This is a genomic window from Candidatus Limnocylindrales bacterium (assembly GCA_035559535.1).
Classification (GTDB): Bacteria; Moduliflexota; Moduliflexia; order Moduliflexales; family JAUQPW01; genus JAUQPW01.
The window spans coordinates 41,529-59,148 of sequence record DATMBG010000044.1; the positions used below are offsets into that span (position 1 = coordinate 41,529).

The following is a 17,620-nucleotide window of genomic DNA, read 5'->3' on the forward strand; positions in this document are numbered from 1 at the left end:
GTATGGAGGTATAGAAGTACAGGGGTAAATTCTCCTATACCCCCATACTTTCACCTCCACACTCCCACACTCCCCTACTTCTACAATCCCTCTAAAAGGGTCTCAGCGGCCCGGGCCTCTATAGTTCCCGGGTATCCTGTTACAAGCCGTTCCAAAGCTTCCTTGGAAAGTCGTCGATATTCTTTCACCTTTTCCGGGTCTTGAACATTCTTTAACAGGCGGTAGTAATCCACAGCCAGAAAGAACAGAACTTCTTTGATTTTTTCATATTGGGGGTATTCCCTCAGAAACCGTTCCTTTTCAGCCACGGCTTTCATAAGCCCTGCAACATCGGTTTTCACAATCTTCGAAGGATCGGTTCCCAGGGTTTCGTAGAAAGTTCGGGCGATCACCTGAAATCTGGCTTCAGCGGCTCGTTTCCCAGAAGGGGCCTGATTTAGATATTCCCGAAAAGCGGCCAGATCGTAAACATAACGCTGCTCCTGCTCAGAAAAGGTAATTTTGATTTCATAGGTTTCCAGTCTTTTGATAAGGAATTGAGCCAGAAGATCACTTCGACCGTGGGCCAAGAGATCCTGATTGAGAAGATCGGCAATACTCTGGCTTCTCTCACCCAGGCGATAAAGGGCCTCTGCTTTCGCTTCACTGGTCATCCCTTCTTTAGACTCCCGATAATCCTTGTCGATTTCGGCAAGGATTCCCTGAATAGCCTCGGGATCGATAATCACGTGGGCAGTAACCGGGAAGGGAGAGAGGTAGAAAACTATTACGAAAAGACAGAGCAAGAGAACGGGAGAGGGAGAGAGGAGTGGGAAAGCTGGAAATCTCACGGCCTTCAATGCATTTCCTCCTGTTCGGTTGGGAAGGGACGTCCTTCATAGAAGTCAAGAGTTCCAGGGTGAAAAGGAGGAATAAAGTTCATGGTCTGGAGGCTTGAATTATTTTTAGTGAAAAAGTTGGCAGACTCCGCCGAATCCAATCCTGGGGATTTCCATTTCTCCTCGTGTTCAGCCAAAGTTTTTACGATCTGATAGGCTTTTTGTTTTGAAAAATCCTCTCGACAGACGAGAAGGTAAGATCCAAAAACAAACAAGGTTCTTAAAGTTGGAAGAGGTCCTTCCTCCTGGAACTTTCCCTTTCCCTGGAAGGCGTCTTGAGCTTCATCAGCTTGAAGAAGGGCCACATCAAGTTGTTGACTTCCGATAAGTTTTACAATTTCCAGAGAATCTCTTGCCCTGGCTGCCATGGCCTGACTCTCGGGGAAGTAGATAGCCAGCACCTGGGCAACGGTTTGACCGAAGGGGAAAGCAGTTTCTTCTGCAGCGCTGGTCAAAATAAAGAGACGCTTTCTCCTGTAAACCACCCACTGTCGATACGGACTGTGACCCATCAGAAATCCGGCCATTCCTATTAGAGTAAGCCGAAAGAAGGTTCTTCGATCCATAATCAGAGGCTGGGGTTTGCCCTCACCTCCATCTCCTCTCCCCCGAAGCTTTGGGAGAGGGGAGATGGAGGTGAGGGCTTAACTTTAAACCCGGGATTCCTTCCTGTTCCTTGCCTCTTGATTTTAACTTTTTCTACTTAAACACCTCCAAGGGTAGGATAGCGGAGACGGCAAAGTTAGGAACGTCCACCAGATTTCCAATCCTGAGATCTACGGCTACACTACAAAGGGTGTAAGCTTGTTCCCGGGTCATATTTTTGTTTTTGACCAACCAATCAATCATCTGCAGGAGGGCGTCCCGTGCGGCTAAGGTAACATCTTCAGAAAGATTCATTAAGGGGCCAATCCGGGTACCATCCAGGTATTGATTGTAGGGGACTACTTTACCTTCAGGTTTAATAGGAAATCCCACCGTTGCATAAAATTGGTCTGGGGCCAATTGTTTCAATTGATCGCCTCCTTCAAAGTGGGGTTGACGGACGAAGGCACCCAGTCCCTTACGGACTTCTACCTTAACTGTTACCGTTGCATCCATTTCAATGGCCGTTCCGGAAACCTCGCCGTCCCCTTGGGCAAAATGAACATCTCCTATGGAGAGGAGACAGCCTTTTACAAAGCAGGGTAGGAGGAGGGTTGTACCTTTCTGCATCTGCTTAATATCCATGTTACCCCCATTTTCCCTGGGCGGAATTGTCCGTAGACAGCGATCCTTATGGGTTCCCGTCGGACCACAAACCTCCTTGGGTAGAGCATCTTTAGGCTCCGGTGGAAGCACGAAACCCCCCGCAGCCCTCAAAGCCTCTTCCCTTTTGTACATGATTTCGACTTCCTCAGGTCCAGGAGCAACTCCGATGGTTCCCATAAACCCATCGAAAGGAATTCTAACCCCCGGCATGTCAGGAGAAGTCGCTTCAAGTCGGTTCAGATCCCATCGTACGATATGGGGGTTAGGGAAAATATCCCTTAAGAATCCAAAACCCGGAACAATAACCGTGTAACCAAAAACGTCGGGCTCAATATCTATCAGAGTAACCGCGAGAACATCTCCTCGTTCGGCCCCGTTAATAAAAACAGGACCTGTCAGGGGATGAACGAGGTTCAGGTTTGCTGCTACGACATCGGCAGCTGTAGAGTTTCGAGTAAAAGCATGGTCAAAGGCATCTCGGGTTTCGTAGATGAGAATGTCGCCGGGTTCCGCCGTCTCTACAGGTTTAATAGCGGGATGCCAACGATTATGGCATTTTGGATCGTCTGCACAGCGGGCTCCAGTCTTCGCGATCTTAAGGGTCTTGGCCAAAGCCAGGTCGGTTACTCTAAAAGCCAAACAAACAGCCAAAATACATACTACCCAGAACCTCAACCTTAACATTTTATCCTCCTTCCTCAGGAGTGGCCGCTGCACCCATGCCACTCATTTTTTTGTAGAGGCAATTCCCTGGGACTCCTCTGCTTGCAGGATAACTGCTCACCAGGCAACCCCTTCGAATCGTCCCCACAAATTAACGGCAAAACAGGGTGCCCCCGATGGGTATATAAACCATCCATACTAAACCCCTGCGGTTCCATTAAAAACAGTGAAGGCTATTCAGGAGATTAATATGGATAGGGTAGAGGTCGGTTCTACCACCTTATTCCTATTGAATCTTTTCAGGGTTCTGGCGTCAAGGAAAAAAATAATAAACAAAAAATCAAATTGTCTCCCCTCGAGTTTTAAACTTTCAAATCCGGACTTTTGGCAGCCTGAGGGGACCGTATTTGTCCTGCTATTCACAGGTTGGCCCGGGTTTTTCTTGGGATCTATCCAGTACCTCCCGTACCTTGTTCAACAAGACATCCGGTGTGAAAGGTTTCTGGAGAAAGGCCGTACCTGCCGCTAATACCCCATGATAAACCACGGTATTGTCTGTGTAACCGGACATGTATAGGATCTTCATCTCCGGATGCGAGGGAGTTAGCCGTTCTGCAAGTTCACGACCACTCATTCCAGGCATCACTACGTCGGTCATCATGAGATGAATGGGGCCTGTACGCTGCTCGCATACTAAAAGGGCTTCACTCCCATGTTGGGCTTCTAAAACCGTGTAGCCGTTTCTTCTCAGAATCCGACAAATTAAATCCCTTACCATCTTTTCATCCTCCACCACCAGGATGGTTTCAAAGACCCGGGAAGGTTCTAAAGGGGTAACGTCTGGTTTGAGAGTTTTAACAACTTCTTCAACACGAGGGAGGTAAACCTTAAAGGTAGTTCCTTGTCCGGGCTCGCTATATACCCAGATATTCCCTCCACTTTGCTTCACGATCCCATATACGGTGGATAAGCCTAAACCTGTTCCTTTACCCTGTTCTTTGGTAGTAAAGAACGGCTCGAAGAGACGAGACTGGGTTTCCTTGTCTATCCCAGAACCGGTATCACTCACGGCCAGCATCACATAAGGACCGGCCTGGACCCCCATGTGCCCATGGGCATAAGTTTCATCCAATTCAACATTTGCTGTTTCGATGATAAGTCTACCACCCTGAGGCATGGCATCCCGAGCATTGACTGCAAGGTTCATGATAACCTGTTCGATTTGTCCGGGATCTGCTTTCACGGATCCCAGGGTTGGGTCGGGAATGATAATCAGGTCAATATCCTCCCCGATCAGACGTCGAAGCATTTTATTCATATCGGTCAGAATTACATTCAGATTTAGCACCTGAGGTTGAAGTATTTGCTTGCGACTGAAGGCCAGAAGTTGACGCGTCAGCGAGATAGCCCGCTCCCCAGCCTTTTTGATCTCTTCAAGGTCCTTACGAATTGGGTCTAGATGGCTGATCTGCCTCAGTAAGAGATCATTATAACCCATAATAATGGTTAACAGGTTATTGAAATCATGGGCCACGCCTCCTGCCAGTCTTCCAATGGCTTCCATCTTTTGGGACTGCCGGAACTGCTCTTCAAGCTTTTTTCGTTCGGTGATATCGGTGGAGATGCCACAAATCCCGTAGGGAACCCCCAGGGCATCGAAGAGGGGAAACTTGATGGAAATATAGGTATGGGGGCCATCATCCTGCAGACAAATTTCTTCAAACTCCAGGGAGGTTCTGGCCGTAAGTACTTTTTCATCATTGACCCGAAAGGCATCGGCTATCTCCTTGGGAAATAGTTCGTAGTCGGTCTTCCCTGCAATGTGTTCCCTCGAGAGGTGAGTAAGGGTTTCATACCTGCGGTTAACCAGAAGGTATCGGTATCGGGTATCTTTAACGTAGATGACAGCCGGGGAGTTATCCAAAATGGCCTGGAGCCGTTCTTCACTTTTCCGTAAAGCTTCCTCAGCCCGTTTGCGTTCGGCCAGTTCTTGTTGGACTGCCGTATACAACCGGGCATTATCCAGGGCAATCGAGGCTAATTCGGCAAACTGGCCCAGTAATGCGATCTCATCATCTCCGAAGGTCCGACCCTCTTCCAGATAGGCCAGCCCGATGACTCCTACAACTTCCGAACCGGATTTAAGGGGTATTCCAATCTGGGCACGGACGCTATCCAATTGGGGATCCGGCAATCGCTCTGGCCAGGTACTATAGTTATCCACCACCAAGGGCTGACCCGTTTGCCAGATCTTTCCGACCAACCCCTTACCGGGTCTTACCCCATAATCAATGCGCTGACTATAGATCCCTATCCCTACTATCATCTCCGTACCTTTAGATCCCAGCAGATGGACATAACCATGTTGGGTACCCAGGAGTTCCCCGGCCCGTGTGATAATAACTTCCAGTAAATCGTGTAACTCCAACCGGTTCATTAAAGCCAGAGTTGTTTCATGTAAAGCGGCCAGGTAGTCATTTTGCCGGCGTAGTTTCTCCGCTGCCTGCTTACGTAGGGAAAGTTCTTTTTCCCGTTGATGGTGGCGGGCACTTTTAACGGCAATTCCAATATGATGGGCTAGGATCGACAAAAATTCCACGTCGCGTCGGGTAAAATATCCTTTCTCCCGGCTTCCTATACTGATCACACCCCATACTTTATCCAGACTTAAGATGGGAACACCCAGGTAAGAAGAAATTTGAAGGGATTCAAAGATGTTTTTTACTTTATACCCCTCTACTTCCTTTGTAAGGTCCTCAACAATTACAGATTGTTTAGACCGGATGACCTGTTCCTCTAATCCTCTATAGAGAATGAGTCGATGCTCCTGGATCTCCCTGACCCTCTCAGAGGGAACGCCTTTTAGAACTTTCGGAATCAGCTTCTGATCTCCCGAGACCAGTAGAACGCCTGCAAAATCGGCCCCGGTGATTTCTATCGTCTTATCCAGGGAATAATTCAGTATTTTTTCCAGATCAAGGGACTGATTGATTTCGGCAGCAAGGGTATTAATTACCATCATCTGCCGATTTAGCTGATTTAAGGCCTCTTCTAGGGGGAGTTCATCTCTCATGGTATATCCTGGGGGTAAGCCGGCGTGTCTGTTGAGATGGGACAAACCTATCACCTCATCCCTATAGCCTATAGAAGATTTCTGAATAAGGCTGCAGACCTCTATATCTCTCAAGATTGCTGTACTATCTTACCCTCGCTTTCTCATGGGTTCGAGGGTTTTTCTGGTGAGCAAAAAGAGGTTTCCAACCTGCCTTCCCGGAACCCCTCTCTAATTAGTCGTTTCTAAAATACTACCTTAAAGTAATATTTCAATAAAAAAATAAAGGTTACTTTAAGGCTCCAGGGGAGAAAGGATGGACCTTAAAAAGATGACCGGTTCCCAATTTTTCAAATACTTCTAAAATTTGGTTGACACAAAAATAAGATATCCTACGATGAGTTCATAAATTTACCTACCTTCAACCTGGATTACAAAACCTGAAACGTAAAACCTAAAAAACATAAAAGGTAAATCGTCCTATGTTTACGCTTTACCTTTTAGGTTTTATTTTTTTTTATGAATAAGACTGTTATTAATCCTGAAACCGTTGCTAAGCCGATTAAACCTTATTATGCCAATGCCGTGAAAGTCGGTCCAGGAAATCTCTTATTCATTTCCGGGCAGGTCGCTTTGGATTCCAAAGGAAATCTGGTAGGAAAGGGAGATATCAAGGCCCAAACCCGGCAGGTTTTAGAGAATATTAAAGCCATTCTGGCTTCTGTAGGGGCCGGTATGGATAATATTGTAAAGGTAACGGTATTTCTCACAGATCTTCGAAATTTTGAAGCGGTTGCAGAGGTTCGTGCTGAATATTTCAGGGATAATCCTCCCGCCAGCACTTTAGTAGGGGTCACGGCATTGGTCTCACCTGATTTTCTTATCGAGATTGAAGCCATTGCCATGGTAGATTAGCCTGGTTAACTTCCTCTCAGATTAGGAGCAGATCTGGCTTTGATTTTTAGGTACGATGCCGGAGTAGCTGCCCCGGGCGCTCACCTGTGAATTGACCCCTGGCAATAACCGGACGACCGTTGACAAAAACATAAGGAATCCCTTCAGGGAATTGGCGTGGATTTTCATAAGTAGCCCGGTCGCGAATGGTTTGAGGGTTAAAAATGACAACATCCGCAGCCTTACCGGGTTTCAAGACCCCTCGATCCTTCAGTTGAAGGATTTCTGCAGGCAGGCCGGTCATCTTATAAATAGCTTCTTCCAAGGTAAGGATACCCAAGTCACGGGAGTAATGCCCCAGAATACGGGGGCAACTTCCGTAGACCCGGGGGTGGGGTTTACCACCCAGTAAACCATCGGTCCCCATAACCCGCCAGGGTGCACGGAGGATGGTTTGGATATCTTCTTCGCCGATGAGGAAGGTAATCATACCGACGGCAAAATTCTCTTCCAGTAAAAGCCGGACCACCGCATCAAAGGGCTCGACCTTCCAGGATTGGGCAATATCTGCCAGGGTACGCCCTTCCAGATCCTTGTTACGGTCAGAAGCCGTATAAGAGATCAGAATACGATCATACCCCGCTTCCAACACCATACTACGCTTGCCTGGAACTCCCTGCTCCATCTCGATTTTCATGCGCATCAGGGCTTCCGGGTCTTGTAGGCGACGACGGAGTTGTTCAACACCTCCCGTATAGGCCCAGGTTGGTAACAAGGCTCCGAGCATGGTACTACCTGCTTCATAAGGATATTGATCGGCCGTAATCTTTAACCCACTGGCCCGACCTTCTTCAATACGCTGGATCAAACGAGGGGCTTTGCCCCAGTTGTTGCGACCCGAGACTTTTAAATGAGAAATATGGAGATGAACGCCAGAAGCCCGGGAAACCTCGAAGACCTCATCCAGGGCCGACCAGATATAATCCCCCTCATTTCGCATATGGGTCACGAAAATTCCGCCATATCTGGCTACAATCCGATTGAGATATACCAATTCCCGCCTATCAGCATAAGCACAGGGAACATAGATCAGCCCGGTGGACATACCAAAAGCCCCTTCCTTCAGAGATTGCTCTACTAACTGACCCATCTGACGTAATTCTTCATCGGTTGCGATCCGATCATCCATACCCATGACACAGAGTCGAACGTTGCCATGACCGACCAGTGTTGCAATATTGAGAGCAGGACGGGGAAGCCGGTTGAGATATTGATCTGCATTCCTCCAATTCCAGGGGATGGGTGGATTACCGTCCAGTCCTGACAGGTGAGTCCGCCACAGGTCCGTAGCTTCAGGTATCATGGGAAAAGTACCCAGGCCGTCTTGACCGAAAAGCTCTGTAGTTATACCCTGCGCAACTTTCGCAGGAAGATCCGGCTCCGTGAAAAGCATCAATTGGGAGTGGGTATGCATATCGATAAAACCAGGACAAACGATCATCCCGGTAGCTTCAATAACCTCACCAACCGGGGGAAGATGGGGGGCAACTGCCTCAATTCTCCCATCACGTATCAATATATCGGCCGGAAAGCGCGGGGCTCCGGTACCGTCGATGATGGTGCCATGTTGAATGGTGTAGTCCATAAATATTCCTTCCTTAAGCGTCAGGCCATGGAATGACTTTCCATGAGTAGTTCCTTTTCTCTTTTTATCATAATCTGAGATGAGGGAGAGCCTTGAAGGAGGTGTTCCCAGACAAAGCCTCCAGGGTACTGAGCAAGATCCTTGAGTCAACAGCCTGAAAGCGGAGCCTGGAAAGAAGAAGACAGGGTCAGGGATCCACAGGCTCTGCTTACCCTTCGCCTGCTCCATTCATCCCACGTCGGTAAATTTCCTTGATCACACTTTCCAGTCTCGGCTCTTGTACATTTAAATCTGCAATATCCAGACTATTCAGAAGTCCCCCGATAAGTTCTGGAACATCCTGTTCCAGGGTATTAACTTCCAGAGATACAAACTTTTGCCTTTGCTCCAGAACCCGAGTTTTTTTGAGAATTTCCCTTAGGAGAGCCGGATTTTTAATCCCATGATATTCGAACTCAATCCGCTTCCATTGAACGTATTTTCTTTTGATTTCCGTCAGAGGTCCATCGTAGATAATCCTCCCTTCATCAATGATCAGAATCCGCTCACATAGGGCTTCAATATCATTCATATCATGGGTGGTGAGCATGATGGTTGTTTTATCCTCCTGATTGATCCGGGTCAGAAAATTCCGGATCTCCTCTTTTGCCAGCACATCCAATCCGATGGTCGGCTCGTCCAGGAAGACAACTTCAGGCTTATGGAGTAAAGATGCCGCTATCTCACATCGCATGCGCTCTCCCAAGGAGAGTTTACGGACTGGGATATGGAGAAACTGGTCGATTTTAAGAATTTCTGAGAAGAGGTCCAGCCGTTCTTGAAAGGTTTTAGGATTCAACTCATAGATGTCTCGATAAAGCCGAAAGGAATCGATGACCGGGATATCAAACTCCAGCAGGCTACGGTTTCCAAATACCACCCCGATGTGATAAGTATATTCATATCTTTGTTTGTAAGGAACAAATCCGGCTACCTGGACCTCCCCCTCGGTAGGAGTTAAGACACCCGTCAAAATCTTAATGGTGGTGCTTTTCCCGGCCCCATTAGGCCCCACATAACCGATAAACTCTCCCTTTTTAACCTCAAAGGAGATATGTTTTAAAACCCTTTTCGTTTCCCACTCCCGATAAAAGATACTCCAGATTTTTTTAGCCAGGCTCGGATTAACATCCTTTTTAGGAACTTTAAAGTCTTTAACAAGTTGATGTACTTTGATGATCGTATCCACTTTAACCCCCATAACTATTATACCATGCCAGTCCTTTCTGATAGAGAATCTTAGAGAAAATCATGAAGCATACTGTCCAGATGAGTTGAAGTCCGAGTTGATGGAGGGCTTCTGGGACCGGATATTTCTTTAAATACAGATAGACCGGATTAAACAACATGTATTTAAAGGGCAAAAGCGAAGCCACGGTAAGAAGGGTACCTGGAAACATCGTTAAGGGGATCAACTCTCCACTGAAAAACATGCGTATGCTGCGAACAGCTTGAGTAATCCCAAAGATTTCATCGGCCCAAAAGGACAAGAGCCCGATGCTGAAGTAGAAAAAGTAGTTGAGGCAAATAGCCAGAACAAAAGACGCGCCAAAAAGAAGCCAATAGACCAGGTCATCGAGTATATACCAGCCCATCACAAAACTCACTATAAGAAATAGCCCTATACTCAGCAGGCCATCGACCAGGGTATTAAAATTTAATTTAAAAAAGACATATTTCTGAAATGTGACTGGCCGGGTGATAATAGCCGTTAACTGCCCACTTTTGATAATTTCTTCAATTTCTTCAGAAGTCTCCGTAAAGGGGAAGCTAATAAATATAAACCGGGCCAGAACCATATAAACGAAAAATCGAGAAAACTCCATCCCCCCCAGTTCAGTCTTGCCTGAAAACCTGAAGATGAGTTTCCAAAGAAAGTAAACAATGATCAGGTACATGGGTATTTCCAAATACCGCATGAGGAAGTCGAATTTAAACTCGTTTACCCGTTTAAAGCTGATTCTAATAAGGGAGAGATACTTGGCTTCTATGATTCTCATAATTCTAACTTTTAACCTTTTAAACCCTGAAAAGGGAGTAACTCTCTAACCCCCGACGTTTTCATACCGTCGAATTCCTCGTCTCCAGACCTGATAAACCAGATAAGTCCAAAGACTTGCAATAAGTAACTCACCACTGAGAACCCCGAGACCTTGGATCACCGGAAACTCAACCAAAACAAGGGTTGGATAGGTAGCGATAAAAATAACCGGCAGGAAAACCGTAAAAAATGCGATGACGAGTTTTGGAAAGATCGTGATTGGGTACCGGTTGATCAGAAACCCGGCTTGAAGTAATTCGGTAAAAGCATTAGTACGTCCCAACCAGAAGGAAAGGGACTGCAAGAAGATGGTAACCATCATAATCAAATAGGTCCCTATAAATACTATTAACAGGGCCAGAACCATCTTGAATAAGGTCACACTGATATGGTATCGGATCAAAACGACCCCAATCATTACAAGACCTAGGGACGCTTCAAACAATCGATAGATCAAAAGGTTTTGACCGATGATGGCAAAAAGGACGCTGACAGGGCGGACCAGGAAGACATCCAGATCTCCTTTGACAATGCGTCGGTTAATCGTCCACATGGCCCAGAAAACGACCATTAAGGATTGATTAAAAAACACAAACCCGGTAAGAATGGTCAGGGTAGGAAATTCCCATTCCTGGAGCTGAGGAATGTGATTTAAGATAATACGCCAAAAATAGATATAAATAAAAAGAGTTACAATCTGTTGGGTATTATTTAAGAAAAAGTTAAACTTATATTCCGTGCTCCGCTTCCAGCTAATAACGGCAAACCGATAGAAGAGCCTCAGGTGTTTCAGGATATAGGCCAGCTTGCTGGTTCGGTCCCAGGGACTTTTTTCTGAAGTCTGCCTGACAGGCCTGGATATTCCTTCTACCCGCTGGTCGGATCCATTGAGATCAGACGTTAAGGTATTTTCCGCCACTTGATCTGTAAGAGGGGATTTTTCTGGATTAATTCCCATGATTTTTTCCGGCATTAGCCTTGATAAATTCGGTGATGATTTCTTCATCATAATCATTGAGCTTAGCCAGTTTTCCCCAGGCAGTCAGGGCAATTTTAGCGTCCATATCCGGATAGGGGGCCATAATCACATGCTCAGAGGATCTGGTATGCTTTTCCAACTTTGCAATCAGATCATCACAATTTTTACAGTTATACTGAATCAGGACCCCACCATGTTCCAGTTCGTGAACCTGAATTTCCTTTGGAATCGGTTGATTAGAGATCTTTTGTTCTACATGCCCCTCAAAATGAGGCCCGGAGGTAGGTGGATTTGTATTATAGGGCTCATGGGGCTGGGTCAGACTACTCAAATGCGGGGAATCCATAATAGGAACTGCATATTTGGTGATTTCGGTCATATAATCATATCCCAGATACCCTGAGACACCTAAGGCCATAACCAAAACGGCATAAGTAAGATACTTTTTACGTTTTTTTGCCGCTAAGATTCTCTCCCTTTCCAGCCTTTTTTGCTCTTTAAATTGTTTTTTACGATCTTTTTTAGTAAAATTTTGTTCATTAGGTTGTGGCATAAGTTTCCCTCACTTCCAATCCCCCTAAAAATCATTTCTTATTGACTTTTTCACTATTCGATTTTAGTCTCATGTTATAAATTTAATATAGGTATTGGCTCAAGGGCCATCCCAATTTTTATGATTTAATCTAAGAAGCATAGGACATGGCAAGGCAGACACTTCTCTATGAGATCCATAAATCGTTAGGAGCTACCTTTCGGGAATATGGGGAATGGGAGCTTCCGGAAACATTTACAGGGATATTCTCCGAATATCAAGCGGTTCGGAACCAGGTGGGTTTGATGGATCTATCTTTTCGAGGTAAAATTCGGCTGGCAGGACCTGAGCGAACCCCGTTTCTCCATGGAATGGTTACCCAGGATATCAAAGGGATTCAGGAAGGTTTCGGAGCCTATGCCCTCATGACCGATCCGAAAGCGCATATTCTGGCCGATATGAAAGTTTATAACCTGGGAGATTGGTTTCTCTTAGATGTGGAACCGGAACTTAAGAACAAAATTATTACTACGTTAGATAAATATCTCCTGGTGGAGGCTACCCTTACCGATATAAGTGATCAATATGGTCTGCTATCCCTGCAGGGACCCAAATCAGAAACCCTTCTCCGTACTCTCCTATCAGAGCCCATAATACCGACAGAAGAATATCAACACCTGCGAAGTAAGCTGGTGGGGGTGGAAATCCTTGTAATTCGAACCGGGTATACGGGAGAAATAGGGTTTGAGTTGTTAGTTCCTCAAGAGCAAATAAAAGAAGTTTGGGATGTGTTAACGCTTCAGGATTCTGTGACTCCTGTAGGAATGGCGGTGCTGGATATTCTGCGCCTGGAAGCAGGCATTCCCCGTTATGGGATCGATATGGATGAAAACAATCTTCCTCTGGAAGTAGGGGTTGAGAAACAAGCCATCAGCTATACCAAAGGGTGTTATATTGGACAGGAAGTTATTGCCAGAATGAAATACCGGGGTCATGCGAACCGGTTTTTGATGGGTCTTAAATTTCAAGGAGAAAAGGTCCCTCAAAAAAAGGACAAAATTCGAAAGGAAGATAAAGAAATCGGATGGGTGACCAGTGCTGTTTTCTCTCCCGGCTTTAAAAGCGTTCTTGGGATGGGATATATTCATCGGGAATATGCGCAACCCGGAATCTTTGTTAGTGTAGAAACTGCCCTAGGATCCCTGGAAGGAGAGATCGTTGCTTTACCTTTTTACAAAAAATAACCCCTAGAAGAGAAATTATGTATATTACCGAGGCCATTATTTTAATCGGTCATGGGGCTGTGGCATCTGATACACCTAAGGCCCTGGTTTCCGAGTTAAAGGCCTTAGAAGCCCAAAGACGGGCGCGGGGATTATCAGAAATGAGTGCCCGGGAAGCCGAGTTGGACAAGTTGATTCGAGAGTGGCCCAGAACCCCCCAGACAGATCCCTACAAATGGGGGCTCGAAACTCTCGCCGAGAAATTAAAGGCCCGGCTGAACGGTTGCCATCTCGTTACGGCCTATAATGAGTTTTGTGCTCCCAGTTTACAGGAAGCCATTAAGGGATTGGTAGAAGAAGGAATTCAACGGATTACCCTACTGACCACCATGTTTACTCCGGGTGGCGTGCACTCTGAGATAGAAATCCCACAAACTCTCCAGACCATCCGTCAGCGCTATCCTGATTTAATACTGGAATATGCCTGGCCCTTTGACTTAGAATATGTGGCAGATTTTTTGATAGGGCATCTGGAGAGAGTCACGCACGCTGTAAACAGGTAAGATAAGAGTCCGCGCGCCGTTAACTTAATGGATCATTCCGTAAATTGCTAATTGACGTTACAGGTAGGAAGAATCATTGATTCATCCTGGGTAAAATGGCATTTCGCCCTACAACCTTAAACCAGCCTCACTGAAGATGGGAGTGGGGGATAGGGCACGAGATTGACCATGCTGGCATTTTTATTAGATCTACTGATTGCCCTTCTAATAGTACTGATCATTACCCGTATTTTAAGTTACCTCTTTGAGGAGATTATCCGACAACGGGGGCAATTCAAGCGTGCGGTTGTTAAACTGGCGGCACAACCCGGAGGAATAACTCCGACCAAACTGGCCTTAGAACAAAATATATCCGTTAAACAGGCAACTAAAATCTTAAACAAATTGGTTAAGGAAGGTTATCTGGACACAACAGTCGATGAAAAAGGGATTCTGACTTATAAGCTGCTCGATACCACCATACGGCTGGAATAACAGATGCGCTTACCTGCCTGTCATAGGTTTAGAAACCCGGAGATGGAAAGATAAAAACCCATCTTCTACCCCTCCGGGTTAGACCTTCCCTTTTATTTCCATTCCGAAGTGTAACCGGCCTTAGGTTCTCCATCTTCTCCTATCGGGATAGCCTCATCAATGAGCATAATCGGTATATCGTCTTTAATAGGATAGATAACTTTACAGGTCGGGCAAATCAAGCCACTTCCTTTTGGGCGCTCTTTTAAAATGACCCCGGTTTTACATTTGGGGCAGGCTAAAATATCCAGTAATTCTTGACTAATGGGCATAGGGTCTGTTTTCCGTTGTTCATTGCCCCTTGCTTTTTATCCAGATCCAAGAACAACAAACAACGGATTAGAGTTTCAGCATCTCTTTCATCCATTGAATTTCCTCCCGTAGTCCTTCTTCTATACCGACTTTAGGAGAAAACCCTAACTCTCTCTTTGCCCGGGAGGTATCGGCGTAGGTATGGCCTACATCGCCTTTCTGAGTTGCCTGATAATGGACTTTTACAGATTTACCCAACAGGGTTTGGATTAGTTCGATAAGTTTATTCAGGAGGATACGGGAGCCACCGCCAATATTAAACACCTCTCCAGAACGAGGGTATTTCATAGCCAGGATATTGGCTTCTACGGCATCTGCAACAAAGGTGAAGTCCCGGGTTTGTTCTCCATTTCCATACACTTCGATGGGCTCTCCTAAAAGGACCGATTTAATAAATTTGTGAATGGCCATATCCGGACGTTGGCGGGGTCCATAGACCGTAAAGTATCTCAAGGAAATAGTAGGTATGCTAAAATTTTTCCAATACAAGTAACAAAGATGTTCGGCAGCCAGCTTGGTAACTCCATAGGGAGATACCGGATGTAGGGGAGAGTCTTCTTGCATGGGAAGAACCGACGTATCTCCATACACTGAAGAGGAAGAAGCATAGATAAATTTCTCAATCTGAGGTGCTGTTTTACAGGCTTCTAACAATTTTTGGGTTGCATCGATATTATTCTCTGTGTAGACGATAAAATTGGATCCCCAACTGGCTCTCACGCCGGCCTGGGCAGCTTGATGGAAAATATATTTAACCCGGGACAGGTAAGGTTGTAAGTCCAGATGCAATAAATTCCCCTCAATAAAAGAAAAGCGTGGGTGTTTTTTCAGCTTAGTAAGATTCTTTTCTTTTACAGCCCGGGGGTAATAATCCATGAAAGCGTCGATTCCGATAACCTCATAACCCAAATCGAGCAGTCGCTCTGAGAGGTGGGAACCTATAAATCCGGCAGCACCCGTCACCAGGCATGAAATCGAGGTTTCTTTCATTTCTCTACTCCTCTTCTCCATCCCCTTTGTCAGATACCGTCTCCGGGGTACCTGCGAGTTGGAATTTTTCTAATTTAGCTTCGATAGACCCTATTTTGATATTGCTTTTCATTTTAACGGGGATCTTTCGTTCATCATCGGTAAACCAGATGGTCATATTACCGGATTCCAGGATACCATGAAATTTTATTTCGGGCTCAACCACCACCGTATTGTAAGTCCCTGCAGGCACTGTAACCTGTTCCTTTCTCAAAACCTGGGCCTTAACACGCCAGTTTTTCTTAGAGGAGAAAACATCAATATAGATGAAATTACCAACCTGTAAATCCAGGGTCCTTGCATAATAAATCAAGGACAGCTCATCCTGAACCCCGGGTAAGGTATAATAAGCCTGCCCTTTATAAAATACTCGATTTTGCTCCTGATCAAAAATAAATTCTCGATTACTTTCAGAATTCCCTTCCCGTTCTATTTTTTGGTACCGTCGGGAAAATAAACCCTTGGTATCAAAAAAACTTTCTAATGTATCATGCATTTTATAGAAAACAGAAAAGAATTTATTGGTTTTGGCCACCGAAACAATTCGGAAAACCTCATGGCCTTCATAGGAAAGAAGTTCTTTAACTTCCAGAGAGGCGGTTCCCGCATCGATACCCGACCAGGAAACCGAAAAAATCATTTTTTCCCCAACCCCAAAGGGAAGCGTCCGAGGTATTTTGGGTCTAGACCCATTGGTTTCTTCTGGATTTGCGGGTACAACAACCCGGGCTTCAAGAACAGATTTTCTTTCTGAAATAGGCGGATCAAACAAGCTTTGGGTAAATCCGGGCGAAACAGGACCTGAAATAATTCCACAACAAAGGACGGTAAGGATGGTACGAATTCTTAACATAGAACGTGATCCTCCTCTGCCTTAAAATTTTCAGTAGGTTCCGTTTGAGCTAAGGTTTTAACTTATATTACTCTACAAAATCTGTCAAGTAAGGAATTTCAATAGGTATCTGTATCAATCTAGCAGGTGGCCAAAAAGGCCAATTTCCTGAGAAATCCTCAATTCGTGTATCAATAAAGAATGTATTACTAAATCATGACAGACTCATTTCAACGACTCGAAGAAGTCTGATAATCTCTCCGACTTTTATATTGACAAAAACCTGGAAATGCCCTATTATCGGATTACCTTTTTAATTGCGCACTTTGTTACCTTACTGAATAATTTATAACCTTTTAGATTAAAAGGAGAGATGACTACCATGATTAAGAAGCCTTATTTTCTTGCTGGTTTTGTTCTACTGGCTCTTGTTTCCAACGTAGGCCTGGTTTTGGCTCAAACCCCTCCTGAAACTCCTTCCTGGAACGTAAATTATGAAACTTCCTACTATGGAGATACCCTACGGCTTCCTTATCCGCCTCCGGTACCTTATTCCCACATAGACCCTTCTGCCAAAGTATATCCGGAACCTTATCCTTGGCCATCTCGAGGTTGTTATCCTTCGCCGTGTTATCCACCAGGACCTTATGAGGGTCGGGGATATTTTAGTGAAAGAGGACTTTATAGCTATGGACTCAATCTTGTCTACAGCCACAGATGCGGGGAAGCCCTTCGGGTTTTTAGAGATTTTCTTTACTACTATCCTTACTCCAGTCTGGCAGATAACGCCGTTTATTGGACCGGCGAGTGTTATTATTATATGAAAAATTACCATCGCGCTATTCGCGAATTTGATAAGGTTATTCGGCGTATAGGAGGAAACAAAGTACCCGATGCCATGCTAAAAAAAGGCTATTCGTATCTCTCCTTGGGAAGGTATGACGCTGCCTTTAGAACTCTGGAAGATCTTATTTACCGCTATCCCCGGTCTCGACCGGCCTATCTGGCCAGAATGACTTTAAACCGCTATTATGGGGGATATTATCCTTATTACGGCAGATACTCCTATTACTTTCCACCTTCTTATTGTCGTCCTTGTTATGGTTACTATTAACTTTTGTAATAACAAGAAGTTAGCTAAAGGAGCGACGGGAACCTATTAAAGACAGGCAAG

General features: G+C 45.4%; 17 protein-coding genes. 5 read left to right on the forward strand and 12 right to left on the reverse strand.

All coding sequences use genetic code 11. The features are described from left to right. Positions 1-80: 80 nt before the first annotated feature. From bamD to VNM22_16600, 4 genes are all read right to left on the reverse strand, one after another. Positions 81-830: an outer membrane protein assembly factor BamD gene (gene bamD, locus VNM22_16585; GenBank protein HWP48775.1), complete on the reverse strand. Its 750-nt coding sequence runs from the start codon at positions 828-830 to the stop codon at positions 81-83. Positions 831-835: 5 nt separating this feature from the next. Next, positions 836-1,444, reverse strand: a complete 609-nt coding sequence (locus VNM22_16590; protein ID HWP48776.1) for a TAXI family TRAP transporter solute-binding subunit — start codon at positions 1,442-1,444, stop codon at positions 836-838. Positions 1,445-1,577: 133 nt separating this feature from the next. Next, on the reverse strand, positions 1,578-2,813 hold the full coding sequence (locus VNM22_16595; GenBank protein ID HWP48777.1) for an acetamidase/formamidase family protein: 1,236 nt from the start codon (positions 2,811-2,813) through the stop codon (positions 1,578-1,580). 394 nt (positions 2,814-3,207) lie between these two features. Further along, positions 3,208-5,865 (reverse strand): GAF domain-containing protein, encoded by a 2,658-nt coding sequence (locus VNM22_16600; protein HWP48778.1) that lies wholly within the window; start codon positions 5,863-5,865, stop codon positions 3,208-3,210. A 498-nt stretch (positions 5,866-6,363) separates the two neighbouring features. Here VNM22_16600 and VNM22_16605 point away from each other — a divergent pair, with 498 nt between their 5' ends. Then, positions 6,364-6,759 (forward strand): RidA family protein, encoded by a 396-nt coding sequence (locus tag VNM22_16605; protein HWP48779.1) that lies wholly within the window; start codon positions 6,364-6,366, stop codon positions 6,757-6,759. A 46-nt stretch (positions 6,760-6,805) separates the two neighbouring features. Here the strand turns inward: VNM22_16605 and VNM22_16610 are convergent, their stop codons facing one another. From VNM22_16610 to VNM22_16630, 5 genes are all read right to left on the reverse strand, one after another. Further along, complete coding sequence (locus VNM22_16610) at positions 6,806-8,383, reverse strand: D-aminoacylase (GenBank protein HWP48780.1); 1,578 nt, start codon at positions 8,381-8,383, stop codon at positions 6,806-6,808. A 208-nt stretch (positions 8,384-8,591) separates the two neighbouring features. Further along, positions 8,592-9,611, reverse strand: a complete 1,020-nt coding sequence (locus VNM22_16615) for an ATP-binding cassette domain-containing protein (protein ID HWP48781.1) — start codon at positions 9,609-9,611, stop codon at positions 8,592-8,594. Between the two features lies 1 nt (position 9,612). Continuing rightward, on the reverse strand, positions 9,613-10,422 hold the full coding sequence (locus tag VNM22_16620; protein HWP48782.1) for an ABC-2 family transporter protein: 810 nt from the start codon (positions 10,420-10,422) through the stop codon (positions 9,613-9,615). 45 nt (positions 10,423-10,467) lie between these two features. Continuing rightward, complete coding sequence (locus tag VNM22_16625) at positions 10,468-11,421, reverse strand: ABC-2 family transporter protein (GenBank protein ID HWP48783.1); 954 nt, start codon at positions 11,419-11,421, stop codon at positions 10,468-10,470. Further along, positions 11,411-11,995, reverse strand: a complete 585-nt coding sequence (locus VNM22_16630) for a DUF3105 domain-containing protein (protein HWP48784.1) — start codon at positions 11,993-11,995, stop codon at positions 11,411-11,413. Before VNM22_16630 ends, VNM22_16625 begins: the two co-directional genes overlap by 11 nt. Before the next feature lie 146 nt (positions 11,996-12,141). On the opposite strand from VNM22_16630, the gene VNM22_16635 reads away from it, so the two are divergent. The 3 genes from VNM22_16635 (at position 12,142) to VNM22_16645 (ending at position 14,234) form a co-directional block, all read left to right on the forward strand. Next, positions 12,142-13,218 (forward strand): aminomethyltransferase family protein, encoded by a 1,077-nt coding sequence (locus VNM22_16635; protein ID HWP48785.1) that lies wholly within the window; start codon positions 12,142-12,144, stop codon positions 13,216-13,218. 17 nt (positions 13,219-13,235) lie between these two features. Beyond that, positions 13,236-13,760 (forward strand): CbiX/SirB N-terminal domain-containing protein, encoded by a 525-nt coding sequence (locus VNM22_16640; protein HWP48786.1) that lies wholly within the window; start codon positions 13,236-13,238, stop codon positions 13,758-13,760. A 168-nt stretch (positions 13,761-13,928) separates the two neighbouring features. Further along, positions 13,929-14,234, forward strand: coding sequence for a hypothetical protein (locus VNM22_16645; GenBank protein ID HWP48787.1), 306 nt, complete (start codon positions 13,929-13,931; stop codon positions 14,232-14,234). 92 nt (positions 14,235-14,326) lie between these two features. On the opposite strand, the gene VNM22_16650 is transcribed toward VNM22_16645, so the two are convergent. The 3 genes from VNM22_16650 to VNM22_16660 form a co-directional block, all read right to left on the reverse strand. After that, positions 14,327-14,545, reverse strand: a complete 219-nt coding sequence (locus tag VNM22_16650; GenBank protein ID HWP48788.1) for a Trm112 family protein — start codon at positions 14,543-14,545, stop codon at positions 14,327-14,329. Between the two features lie 67 nt (positions 14,546-14,612). After that, entirely contained in the window at positions 14,613-15,575 is a 963-nt protein-coding gene (locus VNM22_16655; GenBank protein ID HWP48789.1) for an NAD-dependent epimerase/dehydratase family protein, read from the reverse strand. A gap of 4 nt (positions 15,576-15,579) precedes the next feature. Beyond that, complete coding sequence (locus tag VNM22_16660) at positions 15,580-16,467, reverse strand: DUF3108 domain-containing protein (protein ID HWP48790.1); 888 nt, start codon at positions 16,465-16,467, stop codon at positions 15,580-15,582. Between the two features lie 352 nt (positions 16,468-16,819). Between VNM22_16660 and VNM22_16665 the strand changes: the two genes are divergently transcribed. Beyond that, positions 16,820-17,560, forward strand: coding sequence for a tetratricopeptide repeat protein (locus VNM22_16665; protein ID HWP48791.1), 741 nt, complete (start codon positions 16,820-16,822; stop codon positions 17,558-17,560). Positions 17,561-17,620 lie beyond the last annotated feature (60 nt).

Coding starts and splice junctions, on each gene's coding strand:
- VNM22_16645 (HWP48787.1), top strand. CDS start 13,929: ATGCTGGCATTTTTATTAGATCTACTGATTGCCCTTCTAATAGTACTG.
- VNM22_16605 (HWP48779.1), top strand. CDS start 6,364: ATGAATAAGACTGTTATTAATCCTGAAACCGTTGCTAAGCCGATTAAA.
- VNM22_16650 (HWP48788.1), bottom strand. CDS start 14,545: ATGCCCATTAGTCAAGAATTACTGGATATTTTAGCCTGCCCCAAATGT.
- VNM22_16620 (HWP48782.1), bottom strand. CDS start 10,422: ATGAGAATCATAGAAGCCAAGTATCTCTCCCTTATTAGAATCAGCTTT.
- VNM22_16640 (HWP48786.1), top strand. CDS start 13,236: ATGTATATTACCGAGGCCATTATTTTAATCGGTCATGGGGCTGTGGCA.
- VNM22_16660 (HWP48790.1), bottom strand. CDS start 16,467: ATGTTAAGAATTCGTACCATCCTTACCGTCCTTTGTTGTGGAATTATT.
- VNM22_16600 (HWP48778.1), bottom strand. CDS start 5,865: ATGAGAGATGAACTCCCCCTAGAAGAGGCCTTAAATCAGCTAAATCGG.
- VNM22_16590 (HWP48776.1), bottom strand. CDS start 1,444: ATGGATCGAAGAACCTTCTTTCGGCTTACTCTAATAGGAATGGCCGGA.
- VNM22_16610 (HWP48780.1), bottom strand. CDS start 8,383: ATGGACTACACCATTCAACATGGCACCATCATCGACGGTACCGGAGCC.
- VNM22_16595 (HWP48777.1), bottom strand. CDS start 2,813: ATGTTAAGGTTGAGGTTCTGGGTAGTATGTATTTTGGCTGTTTGTTTG.
- VNM22_16635 (HWP48785.1), top strand. CDS start 12,142: ATGGCAAGGCAGACACTTCTCTATGAGATCCATAAATCGTTAGGAGCT.
- VNM22_16655 (HWP48789.1), bottom strand. CDS start 15,575: ATGAAAGAAACCTCGATTTCATGCCTGGTGACGGGTGCTGCCGGATTT.
- VNM22_16630 (HWP48784.1), bottom strand. CDS start 11,995: ATGCCACAACCTAATGAACAAAATTTTACTAAAAAAGATCGTAAAAAA.
- VNM22_16665 (HWP48791.1), top strand. CDS start 16,820: ATGACTACCATGATTAAGAAGCCTTATTTTCTTGCTGGTTTTGTTCTA.
- VNM22_16625 (HWP48783.1), bottom strand. CDS start 11,421: ATGGGAATTAATCCAGAAAAATCCCCTCTTACAGATCAAGTGGCGGAA.